Raw genomic sequence first — 18,581 nt, forward strand, 5'->3', positions numbered from 1 at the left:
TCCTAAGACGTGGGCCTTCTCTAGCTCGAAAGACGTGAAATTCAGATGACACAAGAGTTGATCCTTGCCAATGCCACGCTGATCCTTGCCGGTGAAACCCGCAGGGGCAGTGTCAAAATCACCGACGGACTGATCGCCGAGATCGCCGATGGCAGCGCCGTGCCCACCGGGGCGATGGACCTGGAGGGGGATTACCTCAGCCCCGGCCTGATCGAGCTGCACACAGACAATCTGGAGCGCCATATCGAGCCGCGCCCCGGTGTCGACTGGTCCCATGCTGCTGCATTGGTGGCGCATGATGCGGAGCTGGCCTCCACGGGTATCACCACCGTATTTGATGCCATGCGCGTCGGGTCCATCCCGAGCGGCAAGGGGGCTTACGTGAAATATGCCCGCCAGTTGGCGACCGAGATGCTGGAGCTGCGCGCCAAGGACATGCTTAAGATCAGTCACTTCCTGCATTTGCGCGCCGAGGTCTGCTCGGAAACCCTGGCCGAGGAGCTGTCGGAATTCACCGCCGAGGATCGTGTTGGCCTGGTCAGCCTGATGGATCACACGCCAGGCCAGCGCCAGTTCCGCGACATCGGCAAGCTGGAGCAATATGTGAAGTCCAAGCGCGGCATGTCGGATGAGGAGTTCATCACCCATGTGGCCAACCTGAAGGACCTGCGCGCCCGTTTCGGCGATGCGCATGAGGCCGCCACCGTGGCCGAGGCCGCGCGCTTTGGTGCGGTTCTGGCCAGCCATGACGATACCACCGCCGAGCAGGTTGCCACCTCTGCCGGTCACGGCATTCGTCTGGCCGAGTTTCCCACCACGGTCGAGGCAGCGCGGGCCTGCCATGCCCACGGCATTTCGGTGATGATGGGCGCGCCGAACCTGATGCGGGGCGGGTCGCACTCCGGCAACGTCGCGGCGAAGGAGCTGGCGGAGCTGGAGCTGCTGGACATCGTGTCATCAGACTACATCCCGGCAGCGCAGCTGCAGGCAGCGGTGAAGCTGGGCGAAATCTGGGGGGATCTGGCCCGTGGCATGGCGACGGTGACCTCGGCTCCGGCGGCCGCGGTCGGGTTGACGGATCGCGGTGTGCTGGAGGTCGGCAAGCGCGCCGATCTGATCCGCTTTGCCATTGGCGACGGCACCCCGATGCCGCGCGCGGTACTGTCTCGCGGTCAACGCATCGCCTGATCCTGCGGGATCGGCGGGCTGCAAAGCGGAGCGCGTCCCCCCAAAGGGGCCGCGCGCAGTTTTCGTAGTTTGGAAAGCCGCCAGGCGACGCTTTGGTCGCGTATGAAGGGCCGTGTTGCGGTGACGCTAGATATCAGCGTGCGCAGGCTTGGCTACGCCCACAAAAAGTATCAGACATGCTGCCGCATTGTTTCGCGTGCGAAACATTGGGGCAGTCAGATTGACCTGTCTTGGGTGTTGCGTCTCGGCGCAGAGGGAGCACTCCCGCCCCTTTATGGTTGAGGCAGAGCCTCCCCCAAAAGCGTTGGGCCGAGCGGGGGCCGCGCCTGCGGCGCGGCCCCCGCTCGGCCGCGATTTGCAAAGCAAAGCGCAAAACCTGAGAGCCGCGTCAGCGGCTCTCCTTTGAGGTTGAAAGTGGGTGAGTTCGAAAATAGGCGAGTGCGAAGGTGGGCTTCGAAGGGCCGGTGCGTTTAGCCGGCGCAATAGAACATGTAGCGGCCTTCGGGAATGTCCGCCGGTCCGTCGACCTCGGTGAAGCCCACCAGCGGCTGGCCGGAGATGATCAGCCCGCCCGGCGCCATGACCTGAGAAAGCGCTGGCGACAGTTTCGCCGCCTCCGCCACGTCCTTCTCCTTGACGCCAAAGCCCAGATCGTAATGCGCCAGCGCCAGACGGTGTCCGCCCTCGGCCAGTCGGGCCAGCATCGGCTCCGCTTCGCCTTGCAGGAAATTCTCCTCCGGCGGCACGCAGGACGGATGGCATTGCAGCACCCGGTCGATGACCCAGATGCGCCGTTCGGACAGAACCTCGCGCAGGTGGTCATAGGTGCGCCCGTTGCCTAGTCCGAGGTCGAGCACATCACCGGCAACGTCGGAAATCGCCTCCGCAGCCCAATTGAGCCCGTCGCGTTGGGCGGTGAGGCGGCGCAGCATGCTGTCCAGTCGGCTCATCTCAGCTGATCCTTTCGTTGAAGCGCCAGGGATGCGCGGGACCGGCCAGCAGGCGGGTCAGGAGGGTTTCGCAGAACTCCCACACCTGATCGTCATGCACAAGGTGATGTGTCAGCAGGCCCAGCGGCTCTGCGCGATCCTGCGCACCGGCGCGCCGGGCCTCAAGGTTTGCCACCAGCCGCGCGAGGATCTCATCTTCGGCGGCCAGACCCCGGCTGCCCTTCCAGTCGATCGGGTCCACATGAGTGTTGATCTGCATCAGCCCCGGCGCAGCCTGCACCCGCTTGCGCGGCCCATAGGTGGAGAGCGCGGCAAAGCCGAGGCCCGCCAGCCAGGGCAGCATCGCGGGCGAGATCCGGTTCCAGGGCGGCACGAACATCGGCTGCAGGGAGGCTCCGAACAGCTGTTTCAGTCGCTCCATGCCGTCTTCGGCATCCGCAAGCGCCTGATCCACTGGCCGGGTGCTCGGAAATTCGCATTTCTTCTTATCGGCACCGGCGTGGTTTTGATGGGCCCAGCCATGCACCACCGGCACCAGATGGCTCGATTGCTGCACGGATGTCGCAAGATCCGCCACCGCGCCTTCGGGGATCACCGCAAGATGCACTGGCAGATCAAGCTGCGTGGCCAGGGCCTCCAGCCGGACCAGCGCGTCGCTGGGGGCAATCGCATCGTCATCCCGCCACCAGAGCGGCAGGCGCAAATCCTGCGCGGTCCAGTGTTCCAGCTCCGCGTCCAGCGCGTTCCAGCCGTGTGTCATCCGATCTCCCCCGTTTGCGCTCAAGCGCGCTGCCTCCCCAGCAGCGATGCCGCAATCTCCACGCTGCGGCGCGCCCCGTCAAATTCAAACCCGTCAAGGCTGCGTTGCGTGTCCTGCATGACTTGGTGCAGGGCGGCGCAGAGGCGATCCGGGGTGAGGGTGGAGGTGGGTTCGACCGCAAAGCCGGGCAGGGGAGCGAGGCTTCGGGCGCGCAGGGATTGCTCCACCTCCTTGCCCGCATCAAAGGGCACCAGCACCGCAGGGGTGCCCGATTGCAGCAGGTCGAGGGCGGTGTTGTACCCGCACATGCTGACCGAGGCCGCCGCATGGGGCAGCATGGCGCGGAAATCGGGGCGGGCCGGTTCCAGAAGAGCCGGCGAGGTCGGGTCCGAGAGCTGAGTGATGCGTGCCGCTGCATCTGATCCGCCGACCAGAATGCGCCAGATATGGTCCGGCATCGCCTTGGCCGCCTGCACCGCGCAGGCATAGAGCGCATCCCCCACGCCGCCGCCACCGGCGCTGACGAGAATCTCTCCCTTGCCGGCGCCCTCCGGATGGGGCCTGGCAGCCGGGGGCGCGACATAGCCGGTGTAGTGCAACTTGCCCGCCAGCAGGTCGGAAACCGGCCAGCTGGTGTCCAGCGTGGTGGCCTTCGGATCCGAATGCACCAGCACGCCGTCGTAGAATTCCGCGATCATGGCGTCTGCGTCCTCGGCCTTTTTCGGCTTTGAGGGCGGGGCAAGGATGTCGCGGATCGAGGACAGCACCAGGGGTCGGCGGGGCAGGTCCTTGGCGGCCTCCAGCAGGGCGCGGAATTCAGCGCGCAGGGAGCGGCGGCCGAAGGGATAGAGTTCGGTGATCAGCACATCCGGCTGCAACGATTGCAGCAGGGTATTCAGGTGATTGCGGCGAGCGCTGTGGTAGGCGTCATCGGCAACGGCGCCGTCCTTGTCCAGCAGGCGGGCGAAGTCCACGCCGTCAGAGCGCAGCGGCGGCAATTGTTCGAAGGCAAGCCCGTGGGTGGGGAGCTGCGGTGCAGGAAAGCCGCCAGAGGCGATGGTGACGTGATGGCCAGCCTCGACAAAGGCGCGCCCCAGCGTCAGCGCGCGGGACAGATGGCCGGTGCCCAACAGATGCGTGACAACGATCAGGACATTCATGGCGTGCGTTTTTCCAACCTGACAGGCTCGTGCCAAGGGGTCAGGGTGGCCCCGTCGACCTCGACCACAAACAACCGGTTGCGTTTGACCTGAAACGGCGCCGGGCCGTCGAAATTCCAGCTATGGGCGCGGGCGAGGATCATACGCATGATGCCGATATGACAGACCGCGACGCTGTCGCGCTCCAGGCTGTCGATCCAGGGGCGCAGACGGTCCCAGACCTCCGCCGGGGTTTCGCCGCCGGGGGGGCGATAGTCCCAGCCCCAGTGTTCGATGTCGCGAAAGCCGCTGCCTGGGTCGGCGCGCAGGCGGGTTCCGTGCTGGCCCTCCCAGTCGCCCCAGTTCATCTCGATCAGGGCGGGAGAGGTGCGCGGCGCACGGCCCGTGACCAGACATGCGGTCTCGTCCGCGCGCTGCAGCGGGCTGGACCAGAGGTCGGCCTCTTGCCAGTCCTCGGGCAGGGCCTGGGCGGCGAGTTCCGCGCGGGCAGTGTCATCCAGCGCGATGTCGCTGCGGCCCTGGATGCGCCCTGCGCGATTCCAGGCGGTATGGCCATGGCGCAGGAGGGCGAGTCGGATCATGCCGGATGATCCAGCAGCGGAGTCAGCGCTGACCATAGCGTGTCGCGTGCGGCGGGTCTGAGGTGGCGCGTGGCGATATGATCCCGCGCCCGCCGCCCCAGATCGGCGCGTTCTGCTGCGCTGTCGAGAAGGCGCGCAACCTCCTCCGCCAGCGCTGCCGCACCGGCGTGCGGGGCGGGGTAGGCGCCGGGCAGCAGCACATCGCGCAGGCCGGGGCGGTCTTGCGCGACCACCGGCAGCCCATGCGATTGCGCTTCGAGATAGACCATGCCGTAGGCCTCGTTGACACCGGGCCAGAGGAACAGCGAAGCGCTACTGTAGGCCTCTGCCATGGACGCGCCATCAAGCTGACCGAGGAAGCGCACGCGATCGCCAAAGGGGGCGACAAGCGCCTCGACCTCGGCGCGCGCGGGGCCGTCGCCCGCAATTTGGAGTTGCCAGTCGACCGCGCGCCCTGTTGATGCCTTGGAATCAAGTTGGCGCAGGGTCTCGGCGATAAGCGCATAAGAGGCCAGCTTGTCCCCCTGTCGCATCATCCCCGCCGCCAGCATCGGCCCGTCCAGCGTGCCGGGGGCCGGCAGATCGCTGCGGGACAGGAAGGGGCGCAGATGCACCAGCTGCTGATCCCCGGCGCGATCCCGTTCCAGCGTTTCGCGGTCCTGATCGGTCAGGTAGAAAATCACCGCCGCCTGATCCGCGGCCGCATGGGCGGCTTGGGCAAATTCCGCCCACGGCCCGATCAGCCGTTTGGCTGCGCGGGTGCTTTCGATCTGGACGTAAGGGATATCGCGGGCGGCGGCCACGGCGGGGCCGATCAGGTCGGGCGCCTTGTAGTAATTGTGATAGGTGACCCAGAGGTCGATCGGGGGCAGTTCCTCGACCAGGCGGCCCACCTCATCGGCGGCGCGCTGTTGCAGAATCTGCTGGTGGACCGGGTCGCCAAGCTTGTCGTGCAGGCGCAGGTCAGAGGCCAGCACGACCTCCGCGCCGCCCTCCTGCAGCAGCCCCATCAGGCTGCGGCCCATGGCCCGATCACCGGAGGGCGTGGCGTGGCTGGGGGCCTTCATCGGCGCGTAGAAGGCAACGCGGGGCTGTGTCATTCTGCGGTCCCGAGCATGGCCGACAGGCGCGTGTTCAGCTGCGCGATGCCGGGGGGCATGGTGAACTCTGCACGCAGGCGCGCCAATGCGGCATCCGCCATGCGGGTTGCCTCTTCCGGGGCGTGGGCAAAGCGCAGCATGGCATCGGCAAGGGCGGCGGGCGCGTCATCGGACAACAGCCCATGGGTGCCGCTTTCGATGAACTCCGGGATGGCGGAGACCGGGGTGGAGAGGATCGCCAGCCCCTGCGAGGCGGCCTCCATCAGCACGTTCGGCAGCCCGTCGCGGTCGCCATCGGCAGCCACGCGAGAGGGCAGCACAAAGAGATCGGCGGCGCGCATGGCGGCGATCACCTCGGGCTGGTCGCAGGCACCGCGCCAGGTGATGCGGTCCGCAACACCTGCATCCTCGGCCATGCCCTGCAACAGATCCCTCAGGCCGCCGCCACCGATATGGGTCCACTGCCAGTCCAGGTCTGCGGGCAGCAGCGCCAGCGCGGCGATCAGCCGGTCAAAGCCCTTTTTCTCCACCAGTCGGCCCACCGACATCATGTGAAACGGGGCGTCGGGCGTGCGCGGGATACGCTGCGGCGGCGCGGGAAAGCGGGACAGGTCGAGGCCGTGATAGATCAGATCCACCGGGGTGCCGTCGGAGAGGTCCTGCAGGTGTTTTGCACCAAACCCGGTGCAGGTGGCACCAAAGGCTGCGCCATGGGTCTCGGTCTTGAGCTTTTCGCGCAGCTCCCATTCGGGCGAGGTCCAGATGTCCTTGGCATGCGCGGCAAAGCTCCACGGCAGGCCGCGCATGATGGCGGCGTAGCGCGCCACGGAGGACGGCGTGTGCAGGAAATGCGCGTAAAGACCACGGACCTCGGCGGGCAGTTCGCAAGCCAGCACGCAGGCCTGACCAAAGCGGCGGATGCGGTTATGGCTGGGATCGCGCCTCAAATCCGCGCGCCAGACCGCGTAGGCGGTCGCATAGCCGGGCAGGGTGCGCGCAGTCTCGCGCGCGCGGGCGACGCGGGCGGGGTCATCGTGCAGATATTCCGGCAGGTAGTGTACCGGCGCCTGCAGGCGGTCGTGCAGCGGATGGGTCTTGGTGTCGGTGGGATGGCGCAACGACCAGATTTCAAAGGGTTGGCCAGCCTCTTCGAGCGCCACCAGCTCCTGGGCGATGAACGTCTCGGACAGGCGCGGCCAGCCCTTGACCAGCACGGCAAGCGCCGGGCGATGTGATGTCATTCTGCGGCCTCACGCGGCAATTGGTGCAAGAGAGTGTCGACGCGCCCGGTCACGTAGTCGAGCCCGTCCAGAAGCCCGTCGGAGATCGCCTGCGACGGGCGGGGTTGCCGCTCCAGCGCACGAATGGCACCGATCATGGCCTGCGGCGTCCAGCCGTCGCGGGTTTCGTCAAGCATGGTGACAAGTCCCAGTTCCTCGGCGCGGCTGGCGCGGATCCATTGTTCGAGACGCGGCGTTGTGCGCGGCACGATCACCGCCGGTTTGTCGAAGGACAGAACCTCGCAAAAGGTATTGTAGCCCCCCATGCAGATCACCCCCTGCGCACCGGCGAAGAGCGTTTCGATCTCGCTCTCGAAGCCGACGGCGGTGACGCGCCCGTCCAGTGCGGCCACACGATCCTCGAAGGCCGCGCGCGTCTCGCCGGACAGGAACGGCCCGTAGACCAGCACCGCGCGCGGCATCAGATCGGGGTCACGTTCGTAGGCGGAAATCGCAAGGTCCACCATCATGGCGCCATCGCCACCGCCGCCCGGAGTGATCAGGACATAAGGTCGCTCGGGCGGTTCGCCTACAGTGCCAAGATCGCGGCGCAGGTATCCGGTCCAGTGCATCCGCGCCTGAGCCGCCGCGCTCAGATCAAGCCCGGCGGTGGGGTCGTAGACATCGCGCAGCCCATACACCCAGATTTCATCGTAGAATTGTTCCGCCGCCGCCAGTGCGCCCTTGCGATCCCATTCGGCGCGGAGCACTTCGGGTTCGTCCAGCACGTCGCGCAGGCCGAGCACCAGCTTGGCCTTGCCCTGCTGTTGCAGCAGTTCAAGCGTGGGCAACAGCTCGCCGCGAAAGCCGCAGGGTTCCTTGTCCACGACAAGGATGTCCGGGGCAAACTGTTCGGCGGTGGAGCGGATCAGCCCGGCACGCAGTTCGGTGGTTTCCTCGATATTCATGCCCATGGTGCGGCTGGCGTAGGACCCATCGGAGCGTTTGATGACGCCGGGCAGACGCATGTGATCGACCCGGTTCGGGAAAGCAAAGCGCCCCGCCACCGGCGAGCCGGTCAGGATCATCGCAGAGGCGGTGCGATCCGCAGAGGTGATCGCGGCGGCCAGGGCACGAGAGCGGCGCAGATGTCCCAGCCCGAAGGTGTCGTGGCTGTAGAACAGGATGCGCGGTCCGCGTCCCGAGGGGCCCAAACGGGCGGGGGTGCTGGCGCTCATAGGGGGACTCGCTTGCAAGTGGGGGTCGGGCGTGGTGACGGGCGGTGTCCTCCTGCGGAGGTGGTCCCATGCCACGAGGCGGCGTGGCGCCGCGTCGGGAGGGATGTGCAGCACCCGGATTGGGTGATGCAGTGCGTCTTGGCCATATTCCGCCCCAACGTCATGCGGGCGCACTCCTGATCAGCGGCGGAGCGCGGCCGGATTTCCCATGCCTCTGCGCCGGGTCTGCTATGGCGCGGTGAACACGCAGCGCCGACAACCCGAGCAATTAAACACGGGTGATATAGCTTGGCTGGCGCGCTCATGCAATCAAACCAATGAGATCCGGGCGCCATCCGATACGCAAAAGCGATACTTGCCGCCCGTTTTTGCCTAATGTGGTGAGAAAATCACCCAAGGAAAGGGGACGCGACGCATGCCAAGCCTGATGATTGTTCTACGCGCGTGGCTGTTGACGGCCATGATGAGTCTGCTTGTCGTCGGGGCGGCGCAGGCGCAGGACAGTGTTGCCGTCGAGGGGGATGGACTGGCAGAGGCCATCCGCCAAGCCTCCGAGGCCGGGGTTGGTGTGGTGATCCTGGACGGTCGCGGGCGTCCGCTGAGCGAAGCCGCTGCGCGCGCGGACGCCGAAGCGGAGATGGCAACGGAGCCTGGCGTCATGGGCGGCGCATCGACGATGATGAAGGCCCAGACCGAAGTGCGTGATTTCCGGGCCAAGCTCAACGAGCGTCTGGCAGCGCTGCCCAATTCCTACAATGAGATGGCCTATATCCTGCGTGCCACCAGCCCCGACGGGCGCATCATGACCTTTGTCGAGGTGGTGATTGTTACCACGGTGCTGCTGCTGATCGGGCGCTGGCTGTCGACTGAAATCTACGGCAAGCGGCTGATCAAGCGCTTCGTGGTCAGCCGGATCGAAGACGCGCCAGAAGGCTACGCTGGCAAGATGCCCTTCCTGCTGATCCGCTTTGGCGCCGGTCTGGGCGCGACGCTGTTCGCGATGATCTTCGCGCTGCTGGTGACGCTGCTGGTCTTTGGAGCATCCGGTGATGTTTCGGTCGAGTTCACCTCGCTTGCGGTCTATCTGACCTTCTTTGCCGCGCGCACCCTCTCTGATCTGTGGCGCATGGTGCTGTCGCCTTATCTCAGCCAGTACCGTATCCCGTCGCTGGGGGACCGGGAGGCGCGGCGGCTTTATTTCTGGCTGTCGGGGTTGGCGACCTTTGATTTTGCCGCGGTCATGGTTGCAACCTGGGTGCAGGACTTCGGCCTCAACTACAACATTTACGCGCTGACCTATGCCATTCTGATGCTGGCGTCCTCGGTGCTGGCGATCCTGCTGGTGCTGTTCAATGCCCGGGCCATCTCCGGCGCGATCATGGGCTCCGGCCCGCGTGCTGCCGTGGCCTGGCCGATCCGCCTGTTGTGCTGGATCTGGGCGCCGCTGGTGATCCTGTATGTTGCCTTCGGCTGGCTGGCTCTGACCTTTGATCTGGTCCTGGAGAACCCAAGTCCTGTGCCGCCCACGATGGGGCTGTTCGCGGTGATGACCTCGATCTTGGTGGTCTATGGGCTCACCAATTATGTGATCGAGCAGTTCGGCACGCACCGTCGGGTTCTTGTAGCGGAGACGGCCTCCGATGACTGGGATGATCGCGTTGACGAGGGCGAGGCCGCTGCGCATGAACGACCAAAGCACCCGATCGCAACCTTTCGGGATCTTGCCCGCCGGGCGGCTGGCATATTGGCGTTTCTCGTCGGTGCGGTGTCGCTGATCTATGTCTGGGATCCCGAGTTCTCGCTGCAGGATGCTCCGCGGCTGGACCGGGTGATCGACGTGCTAGTGATCCTGTTCATCGGCTATCTGGTGTTCCATGTCGCGCGCATCTGGATCGACAGCAAGATCGAAGAGGAGACGCAGGATCAGCCGGAAGGGGAGCTGGGGGATGAAGGCGGTGGCAGCAGCGCCAGTCGGCTGGCGACCCTCTTGCCGCTGTTCCGTGGGGCTATCCTGGCCGTGGTGGTGGTGACCATCATCCTGATCGTGCTGATGGAGATCGGCATCAATGTCAGCCCGTTGTTCGCCGGCGCCGGTGTGGTGGGTCTGGCAGTTGGCTTTGGCTCGCAGACCCTGGTGCGCGATATCTTCTCGGGCGCTTTCTTCCTGATCGACGATGCCTTCCGGCGCGGCGAATACATCGACATCGGCAGCGTCAAGGGCACGGTGGAGAAGATTTCCGTGCGCTCGTTCCAGTTGCGCCATCACTTGGGCGCCCTGCACACCATCCCGTTTGGCGAGATCCAGGTGCTGACGAATTACTCCCGCGACTGGGTGATCATGAAGCTGCCGCTGCGGGTGACCTATGACACCGATGTGGAGAAGGTGCGCAAGCTGATCAAGACTCTCGGCAAGGAGCTGTTGCAGGATGAGGTGATCGGCCACAACTTCATCCAACCGCTGAAGTCGCAGGGCGTGATCGAGATGCAGGATTCGGCGATGATCATCCGGGTGAAGTTCATGACCAAACCGGGCGATCAGTGGCTGGTGCGCAAGAAGGTGTTCCAGGAGATCCGTGACCTGTTCGAGCGCGAAGGCATCAAGTTCGCGCACCGCGAGGTCACCGTGCGGGTGGTCGACGACAGTGGCGAGAAGGTCGCCCCGGCCAAGCGCGATGCAGCGCTTGGGGCGGCGCAGGCGGCGATCGAGGATGATCTGATGGATGCCAATGATGGCGGCGGCGACGACCGCTGACGCTGGCGCAGAAGGCATGCGGGGGCGCTCCCGCCTGCCATGCTGAATGCGCAGGTGCCCTGCGCCTCGCTGGCAGTTGGGCCAAGCGCCGCGCGCGCCCCGAATGGGGCGCGCGCGGCGCGGGTCGCTTCGGGCAAAGCCCGAAGCGAAACATCGCTTGATCCTTTGGGAAAGGTCGGAAGGCTCAGAAGTGGGGTGCGGGCCAGTCGGCGGCGTGGGTGCCGCTCGGGGTGGCGGGCAAGCTCCAACCCATGTGGCAGCCCGCGAGCGACAGCGGCGCGCGCAGGCGGCGGGCAGGCCCCCAGCCGCTGTCCTCATGATCGCCGTAATCAGCCTCATCGGCCGCCGCGATTTCCACCCCGGCCAGCGATTTGGGCAGGGTGACCAGTTCCTCGGCCATGCGGGCCAACGACAGGCGGGCCACGGCGGTCTCGGCGCCGCTGGCAGCTTGTCTGAGCGCAGTCAGTACAGCCGCTGCCATCATATATCCGGTGGCGTGGTCGAGGGCCTGCACCGGCAGTGGTGTGGGCTTGTCGGCTCCGGCCCAGACACGGCCCGCATCGGCAAGGCCCGAACTCATCTGCACCAGGCTGTCAAATCCGCGCCGTCCCGCCCAGGGGCCGGTCCAGCCATAAGCGTTCAGCGTCACCTCCACCCGGTTGGGGGCGATCGCGTCGCGGGTGGCGATGTCCAACCCCAGCGCATCCAGCGCACCGGGGCGGTAGCCATGCACCAGCACATCGGCGCTGGCCAGCAGCTCCTTCAGCCGTTCGCGGCCTGACGTCCCGCGCAGGTTCAGCTGTGCCATATGCTTGCCCAGGGTGATGTCCTGCAAGACGCCCGGCTCGTCCCAGCCCGGCGGGTCGATCCGCAGCACATCGGCGCCGAACCCGGCCAGCGTGCGGGTGCTGACCGGACCGGCCAGCACGCGCGTCAGATCGAGCACCCGCAGCCCTGCCAGCGGCCGGGCGAGACAGGCGGCGGGGCGGTCGCGCAGCACCACGCGGCGGGGTTTGATCCAATCCACCAGCGGCTCCTGCGCCACCGCCTTGCCTTGCGGATGCGCCATCCAGTCGGCGCGGCTGCGCATGGCAGCGGCGACACCGCCTGCCTCGACGACCGCGCGCTCCAGTGCATCGCCGTCCCAGCGTGCCACCGCAGCGGTCACCGCATCGCGATCCTCGGTGCAGCCCAGCACCGAGAGGGCGGCTGCGCGGTGGTGCGGCAGGTTGGTGTGCAGGCGGATCCAGCCATTGGCACAGGCATAATCCCCGGCGATCGGGTCCCAGAGCGCGGGCATCTCCCAGCCCTCGGGGCGAAAGGAATAGCCGAACCACAGTGACGCCAACCGCTGGTCCACCGTGACCTCCGGCGCTGTCGGCGCGAGGTTCAGCGCGGCGATCAGATCGGCCAGCGCCAGACCCACCGCGCCAAGCGCGGCATTGGCCAGTTCCGAGACCGCATAGACACTGGGGCGGTGGCCGGTGCCGGTGATGTGGTAGCGATCAGCAGCCGGGAGAGAGCTGAGAAACATCATTGCTGATAGGGATCCAGGCTGTCGCGCAAGCCGTCGCCGAGGAAGTTGAAGGCCAGCACCACCACGATGATCGGTAGCATCGGGATCGCGGTCCAGGGGTAGATCTCGATATTGGCGAGGTTCTGCGCGTCATTGAGCATCACGCCCCAGCTCACGGCGGGCGCGCGCAGTCCAAGCCCGAGAAACGACAGAGCCGTCTCGCCCAGGATCATAGCCGGGATCGACAGGGTGGCCGACGCGATGAGGTGGCTCATGAAGTTGGGCAACAGGTGCTTCTTGATCACCCGGCCGGATGAGGCCCCCATCATCTCGGCGGCGCGGACGTATTCCTCTTCACGCAAGCTGAGGAATTTGGCCCGTACCGAGCGCGCCAGCCCCGGCCAGTCCAATATGCCGAGGATGATCGAGATGATGAAGAACACTGCCACTGGCGACCATGTGGAGGGCACCGCGGCGGAAAGCGCCAGCCAGAGCGGCAGCTCCGGCAGGCTGCGCAGGATCTCGATCACCCGGTTGATGACCCAGTCGATCTTGCCGCCGAAATAGCCCGCAACCGAGCCGAAGAAAATGCCCAGCACAAAGGACACGGTGATGCCGATCAGACCCACCGTCAGCGACAGTTGCGCGCCAAACAGGATGCGGCTGAAGATGTCGCGGCCCAGCCGGTCAGAGCCCCAGAGGAACAGCGTAGCGCCCTCGGGGGCGCAGAACAGATGGGTATCGGCGCGGATCAGCCCGGCGAGGCGGTATTCAGCTCCCTCGCAGAAAAACTCGATCTGCCGGGGATTGTCATAATCGGGCTTCACCACCCATTGAAAGGTCTCAAGATCCGCCTCCGAGGTCAGCGGATAGATGAACGGGCCGAGGAATTCCCCCTCGTGAAACAGGTTCACCGATTGCGGCGGCGAATAGAGGTGTTCGGCATCGCGTTCGTTTGGTCCGTAGGGGGCGATGAAGCCGACAAAGGGCAGCATCACATAACAGAACAACAGGAAGACACCGGAGATCAGGCCCAGACGGTGAGTCTTGAACTTACGCCAGATCAGCACCCAGTTGGGGGCGTCGAGATCCTTGCGTTCCAGCTCGCGGATCGAGGCGTTTGCATCATAGGGCGCATCGTCGACGTAACGGCCATCGGGGTATTCCTGGCTCATGAATCGCGGCCCTCATAGCGGATGCGCGGATCCAGAAGAACCAGCAACACGTCGGAGATCATGGTACCGATCAAGGTTAGCAGCGCCACGAACATCAGCACAAAGCCCGACAGGAACATGTCCTGCGATTTCAGCGCCTGCAGCAAGACCGGGCCGATGGTCTGCAGACCCAGCACCACCGAGACCAGAACCGAGCCTGAGACCATTGCGGGCAGCAGGTTGCCGATATCGGCCACAAAGGGGTTGAAGGCCACCCGCAGCGGATATTTCGCCAGCATCCGCGAGGGGCGCATGCCCTTGGCCACGGCGGTCTCCACGTAAGGTTTGCCCAGCTCGTCGAGCATGTTGGCGCGCAGGCGTTGCATCATGGCCGAGGCCCCGGAGGTGCCGATCACGAAGGTCGGCACGATCAGGTGGATCAGGATCGATTTGACCTTGTCCCAACTCATCGGTTCACCCTCGAATTCCGGTGCCATCAGCCCACCGATGGGAAGGTCGAGGTATTGATGCCCGTAGTAGAACAGGATCAGCGCCAGCAGAAAATTCGGGGTGGCCAGACCGAGATAGCCGATGAAGGCAGCGGTATAGTCGATCATGGTGCGGGACTTGGCGGCCGCCAGCACGCCGAGCGGCAGCGCCACCATATAGACAAACAGCACCGCCGCGAGGTTCACCAGCACGGTGAGCCAGAGGCTGTCGCCCACGATCTCGGACACCGGGCGGTCGAATTCGAACGACCAGCCAAAGTTGCCCTGCAGCATGCCGGAAAACCCGTGCGGGCCGGGCAGCATGCCCATCCAGATGAAGTACTGCTGCCACAGCGGTTTATCCAAGGCGTATTCGCGGCGCAGGAATTCGGCCTTGGCGACGCCCGCCTCCTGACCGGTGGCGCGCAGCTCCGCGATCTGGTTCGACAGGAAATCCCCCGGTGGCAGGTTGATGATGAAGAACACCAGGACCGAAACCAGCAGCAGGGTCAGCAGCATGGTGCCGAACCGGTAGATCGCGTAGCGGAGGATTTGCATCAGCCTTCGCCATCCTCAAAGAAAAACTCATCCATCCGGTGCACGCCGAAATGCGCCCCCGGATCCCAGGCCCAGATCGCGGTCTTGGGCACGTTGCGCAACCGGTCGGAGACCACCACGGGCTGCGGCGCACCTGCGACCAGACCGATAGCAAAGACATTGTCAGCGTGAAGCTGCAGCATCTCGCGCCAGACCTCGGCGCGTTTGGTGGCATCCGTGGCGAGGTTCCAGTCGTGCAGCAGCTCCATCAGGCGCTCACCGGCGGGCAGATCGGGGGCTTCACCAACGGAGCCGCCCGTCTGGTAGAACTGACCCCATTTCGGCCAGGACAGGAACACCTGATCGGTGGGCGCGAGATAGGCGGGCGAGGTATAGCTTTGCGGCAGCCCGTTGTCCCAGCCGTACCAGACCGAGGCCATGGTGGTACCGGAAAACACCCGGTTGCGCAGGATGTCGCGGTCCAAGGGCCGCATCACCAGTTTCACGCCTACGTCGCGCCAATCATCGGTGATGATCTGTAGCGCGTTCTCCACCTCCTGGCGTTCGCCAGCGGTCTCGATCACCAGCTCCATCGGGCGGCCATCGGGCAGGCGGCGGATGCCGTAGCCGTCCCGTTCGACCAGCCCGGCCTCGTCCAGCAGCGTATTTGCCAGATCCGGGTCATATTGCGCCCAGGCATCGCGCAGGCTCTGGTCGAAGAATGGGCTTTGCTCCAGCACCGTCATGGCGCCGGGCTTGGCCAGTTTGAAATAGAGCGACTTGTTGATCGCGGCGCGGTTTATGGCCAACGACAAGGCCCGGCGCACGCGCACGTCGCGCAGGGTCTGGCGCCAGACCTCATCGCCGGAGTTGAGGTTGGGGTAGATGGCGATCTGCGAGGCGGTGCCGGAGGACCAGAGCTCGGTGCGATAGCCGCCATTGGCCTCGCCTTTGCGCAGGATCGGGATGTCACGGAAATCTAGGCCCCGCGCCTGCAGGTCGGCCTCGCCAGCGTTGGATTTGGCCGCAACCAGCCCGCCGGAGACGATCTCCATCTCGACGGTGTCGATATAGGGCAGCTGCAAACCGTTCTCGTCGATGCGGTGGTAATAGGGGTTGCGCACGAACTGATGGCGGATCTTTTTGCCGGCGGTGGCGTTGAGCCAGGGCTGCAGAGTGGGCAGGTCCGGGTTGTCAAACTTGTCCATATTGTCGCGCTTGTTGTGCAGTGCGGCCCAGCTCTTGACGCGCGCGTAGTCGATTTCCTCCTGCAGCGCTTCTGGCTCGGCAAAATCCTTGTGGAACTGCTTCAGATAGGCGGAGGGGCGATAGATGAAGGGCGGCGCGGCCTGCGCCAGAACCTGAAGAAAGCTGGGGTTCGGCCGGCTCCATTCCAAGACAACCGTGGAGGCGTCCGGGAATGTCACCTCTGGCAGCTCGTCTTCGACGCGGACGAAATCCGGCGGGCCGGTGGGGTTCAGCTCGGCGTTGTTGGCGATGTGTTTCCACCAGTATTCGAAATCGGCCGAGGTGAATGGATCGCCGGAGGACCACTTGTGCCCCTCACGCAGGTTCAGGGTGAAGATACGGTTGTTTTCGTTCTCGAAGCTTTCGAGGATGTCGGGCACCAGGTCATAGGCCTCATTGTAGCCCACCAGCCGGGCATAGCCGTAGACCACCATCTGGCGGATGTCTTTGGAGCGGGTGACCATGGTGTTGAGCGTGCCGCCCTGAACGCCGGGCGTGCGCCCCTTGGCGGCGACGTTCACCACCAGTGGTTCTGACGGGACACGCTCTGCCACGGGGGGCAGGTCACCGGCCTCGACTTCATGGCTCCAAAAGGCGCTTTCCTGCAGGGCGGGCTGGGCAAGGGCGGCAAGCGGCAGCGCCACGGCAAAGGCCAGCGCGGAGGTGAGGAAGAGCGGGGTTCGGGCGTTAAACATGGCAGCGCACCTTATGTCCGGGGTCCAGTGGCATCAGCGGCGGCGCGTCCTGTCCGACAAAGCGGAAGGCCTCCGGCCAGCTTTCGGGCGCACCGGCGCCCTGAGCCACGAGTTTGAGGTTGATGGGCCGGTCCACGTCCGGAACCGGCTGAGCGGCGATCAACGCCTTGGTGTAGGGGTGTTTGGGGTCATGAAACAGCACTTCCGGCGGGGCTTGCTCGACGATCAAACCCCGGCGCATCACTGCGACCTCGTCTGCGATGCGGGCGACCACGGCGAGGTCGTGACTGATGAAGAGATAGGACAGCTGGCGGGCGTCGCGGATGTCTTCCAGCAGGGTCAGGATCTGCTCCTGCACCGAGACATCCAGCGCCGAGGTCGGCTCGTCGCAGACCAGCAGCTTCGGGTCGAGCATCAGCGCCCGGGCGATCGACAGGCGCTGGCGCTGGCCGCCGGAAAACGCATGCGGAAAGCGTGTCAGCATATCCACGGGCAGGCCGACAAGACGCAGCATCTCGGCGGCGCGGGCCTTGTGCTCGGCGCGGTTGCCGATGCCGTGGATCTCCAGCGGTTCGGCCAGCGTGTCGAGGATACGCTGGCGGGGACTGAGCGAAGAATACGGGTCCTGAAACACCATCTGCGCCTGTTTCTGAAACAGGCCGCGGCGGGCGCGATCCATGTCATGGACCTTCAGCGGTGCAGCACCGGGCGCATTGCGAAACAGGATCTCGCCGCCGGGGTCCACCGTCTCGGCGCCAAGCGCGATGCGGGCGGCGGTGGTTTTGCCGGAGCCGCTTTCGCCGACGATGGCCAACGTCTTGCCGCGCGGCAGGGTCAGGTCCACGTTCTCGCAGGCGCGCACCAGCGTCGGTTTGCTCCAGCTCTTGCCGGATCGCATGGTGAAGGTTTTGGTGACGTTGCGCATCTCCAAGATCAGATCCTCGGTGCCGTCGCGCAGGGGGCAGATTGCCTCGGGGATCTTGGGGGCGGCGTTGAACAGATGCTGGGTGTAGGGATGGGCGGGCGCGCGCAGGATCGGCTCGGCGGGGCCGGCCTCCATCACGCGGCCCTTGTGCATCACCACCACCTGTTCGGCCATATTGGCCACCACGCCGAGATCATGGGTCACCAGAATCATCGCCATGCCGGTTTCCTGCTGCAGCTCCTTCATCAGCCCCAGAACCTGCGCCTGAGTGGTCACGTCGAGCGCGGTTGTCGGCTCGTCGGCGATCAGCAGGTCAGGCTTGGCGACCATGGCCATGGCGATCATCGCGCGCTGGCGCATGCCGCCCGAGAGTTCAAACGGATAGGAGCGCCAGGTGCGCTCCGGGTCGGGAAAGCCGACGCGCTCGAAGCACTCCAGCACCTCGCGCTTGGCGTCGGCCTCGGAGGTGGAGCGATGCAGGTGGATCACCTCCACCACCTGATTGCCGATCCGGTGCAGTGGCGACAGCGAACGCATCGGTTCCTGAAAGATCATCGCGATGCGGTTGCCGCGCACGTCGCGGCGCATCTGCCGTTCGCTGATACGCGCCAGATCAAGATCGCCGTCGCTGCCGCTCAAGATCATGCGGCCCGAGTGCAGGCGCGCGGTGCGCGGCAGAATGCGCAGCACGGCGCGACAGCTGATGGTCTTGCCAGAGCCGCTCTCGCCGACAAGCGCCAGCGTTTCGCCTGGGTTCACCGCGAAATTCACATTCCGGACAACCGGTGTGTCCTTCCCGAACCCAATGCTGAGATCTTCAACCGACAGAAGGGGGCGCATTCAGGTGCTCCCGTCATGCGGCCGCTGCGCAGGACTTGTGATGAGTGTTCTCCCTAGTTTTTCGCCATACCTTCGCGCGGGCAGGCCCTTGTAGTCAAATGTCATTTGCCCAACGGCCACCGTCTCAGAGTGAAATGTGACACTGCGGCCCATTCCCGCGGCGCAGCGGGGCGACGACACGGCTGATAGGGCGCGGTTGCAACACTAACGCGACAAACCGCGTGCCGGT

At 65.3% G+C, this 18,581-nt stretch carries 14 protein-coding genes; 2 read left to right on the plus strand and 12 right to left on the minus strand.

What is annotated here, in order from left to right; genetic code table 11:
- Positions 1-45: 45 nt before the first annotated feature.
- Positions 46-1,188 carry an alpha-D-ribose 1-methylphosphonate 5-triphosphate diphosphatase gene (locus tag CLV89_RS01555; protein ID WP_106161832.1) on the plus strand — a complete coding sequence of 381 codons (1,143 nt, stop codon included), beginning with the start codon at positions 46-48 and terminating at the stop codon, positions 1,186-1,188.
- Between the two features lie 470 nt (positions 1,189-1,658).
- On the opposite strand, the gene CLV89_RS01560 is transcribed toward CLV89_RS01555, so the two are convergent.
- Genes CLV89_RS01560 through CLV89_RS01590 form a run of 7 tightly spaced genes read right to left on the minus strand, consistent with a single transcriptional unit; the run spans position 1,659 to position 8,197 of the window.
- Positions 1,659-2,138 (minus strand): class I SAM-dependent methyltransferase, encoded by a 480-nt coding sequence (locus CLV89_RS01560; protein ID WP_106161834.1) that lies wholly within the window; start codon positions 2,136-2,138, stop codon positions 1,659-1,661.
- Position 2,139: 1 nt separating this feature from the next.
- Entirely contained in the window at positions 2,140-2,898 is a 759-nt protein-coding gene (locus CLV89_RS01565) for a polysaccharide deacetylase family protein (protein ID WP_106161836.1), read from the minus strand.
- A 20-nt stretch (positions 2,899-2,918) separates the two neighbouring features.
- Positions 2,919-4,058, minus strand: coding sequence for a glycosyltransferase family protein (locus CLV89_RS01570; RefSeq protein WP_106161838.1), 1,140 nt, complete (start codon positions 4,056-4,058; stop codon positions 2,919-2,921).
- Positions 4,055-4,639: a histidine phosphatase family protein gene (locus CLV89_RS01575; protein WP_106161840.1), complete on the minus strand. Its 585-nt coding sequence runs from the start codon at positions 4,637-4,639 to the stop codon at positions 4,055-4,057. The genes CLV89_RS01570 and CLV89_RS01575 overlap by 4 nt, the downstream gene beginning before the upstream one ends.
- The gene (locus CLV89_RS01580) at positions 4,636-5,739 is read right to left on the minus strand and encodes a glycosyltransferase family 4 protein (RefSeq protein WP_106161842.1); all 1,104 of its coding nucleotides are present in this window, start codon (positions 5,737-5,739) and stop codon (positions 4,636-4,638) included. The genes CLV89_RS01575 and CLV89_RS01580 overlap by 4 nt, the downstream gene beginning before the upstream one ends.
- The gene (locus CLV89_RS01585) at positions 5,736-6,980 is read right to left on the minus strand and encodes a glycosyltransferase (RefSeq protein WP_106161844.1); all 1,245 of its coding nucleotides are present in this window, start codon (positions 6,978-6,980) and stop codon (positions 5,736-5,738) included. The genes CLV89_RS01580 and CLV89_RS01585 overlap by 4 nt, the downstream gene beginning before the upstream one ends.
- A complete protein-coding gene (locus CLV89_RS01590; RefSeq protein WP_106161846.1) occupies positions 6,977-8,197 on the minus strand; it encodes a glycosyltransferase family protein in 1,221 nt (406 codons plus the stop codon). Before CLV89_RS01590 ends, CLV89_RS01585 begins: the two co-directional genes overlap by 4 nt.
- A 415-nt stretch (positions 8,198-8,612) precedes the next feature.
- Here CLV89_RS01590 and CLV89_RS01595 point away from each other — a divergent pair, with 415 nt between their 5' ends.
- On the plus strand, positions 8,613-10,949 hold the full coding sequence (locus CLV89_RS01595; RefSeq protein ID WP_106161848.1) for a mechanosensitive ion channel family protein: 2,337 nt from the start codon (positions 8,613-8,615) through the stop codon (positions 10,947-10,949).
- 184 nt (positions 10,950-11,133) lie between these two features.
- Here the strand turns inward: CLV89_RS01595 and CLV89_RS01600 are convergent, their stop codons facing one another.
- The 5 genes from CLV89_RS01600 to CLV89_RS01620 are packed head-to-tail and all read right to left on the minus strand — an operon-like array spanning position 11,134 to position 18,352.
- Positions 11,134-12,486 (minus strand): CoA transferase, encoded by a 1,353-nt coding sequence (locus CLV89_RS01600; RefSeq protein ID WP_106161850.1) that lies wholly within the window; start codon positions 12,484-12,486, stop codon positions 11,134-11,136.
- Positions 12,483-13,640, minus strand: a complete 1,158-nt coding sequence (locus tag CLV89_RS01605) for an ABC transporter permease (protein WP_106161852.1) — start codon at positions 13,638-13,640, stop codon at positions 12,483-12,485. The genes CLV89_RS01600 and CLV89_RS01605 overlap by 4 nt, the downstream gene beginning before the upstream one ends.
- Complete coding sequence (locus tag CLV89_RS01610; protein WP_106161854.1) at positions 13,637-14,665, minus strand: ABC transporter permease; 1,029 nt, start codon at positions 14,663-14,665, stop codon at positions 13,637-13,639. Before CLV89_RS01610 ends, CLV89_RS01605 begins: the two co-directional genes overlap by 4 nt.
- Positions 14,665-16,587: an ABC transporter substrate-binding protein gene (locus tag CLV89_RS01615; RefSeq protein WP_106161856.1), complete on the minus strand. Its 1,923-nt coding sequence runs from the start codon at positions 16,585-16,587 to the stop codon at positions 14,665-14,667. The genes CLV89_RS01610 and CLV89_RS01615 overlap by 1 nt, the downstream gene beginning before the upstream one ends.
- Positions 16,580-18,352: an ABC transporter ATP-binding protein gene (locus tag CLV89_RS01620; RefSeq protein ID WP_106161858.1), complete on the minus strand. Its 1,773-nt coding sequence runs from the start codon at positions 18,350-18,352 to the stop codon at positions 16,580-16,582. The genes CLV89_RS01615 and CLV89_RS01620 overlap by 8 nt, the downstream gene beginning before the upstream one ends.
- Positions 18,353-18,581 lie beyond the last annotated feature (229 nt).

The organism is Tritonibacter scottomollicae (assembly GCF_003003215.1).
Lineage (GTDB): Bacteria > Pseudomonadota > Alphaproteobacteria > Rhodobacterales > Rhodobacteraceae > Epibacterium > Epibacterium scottomollicae.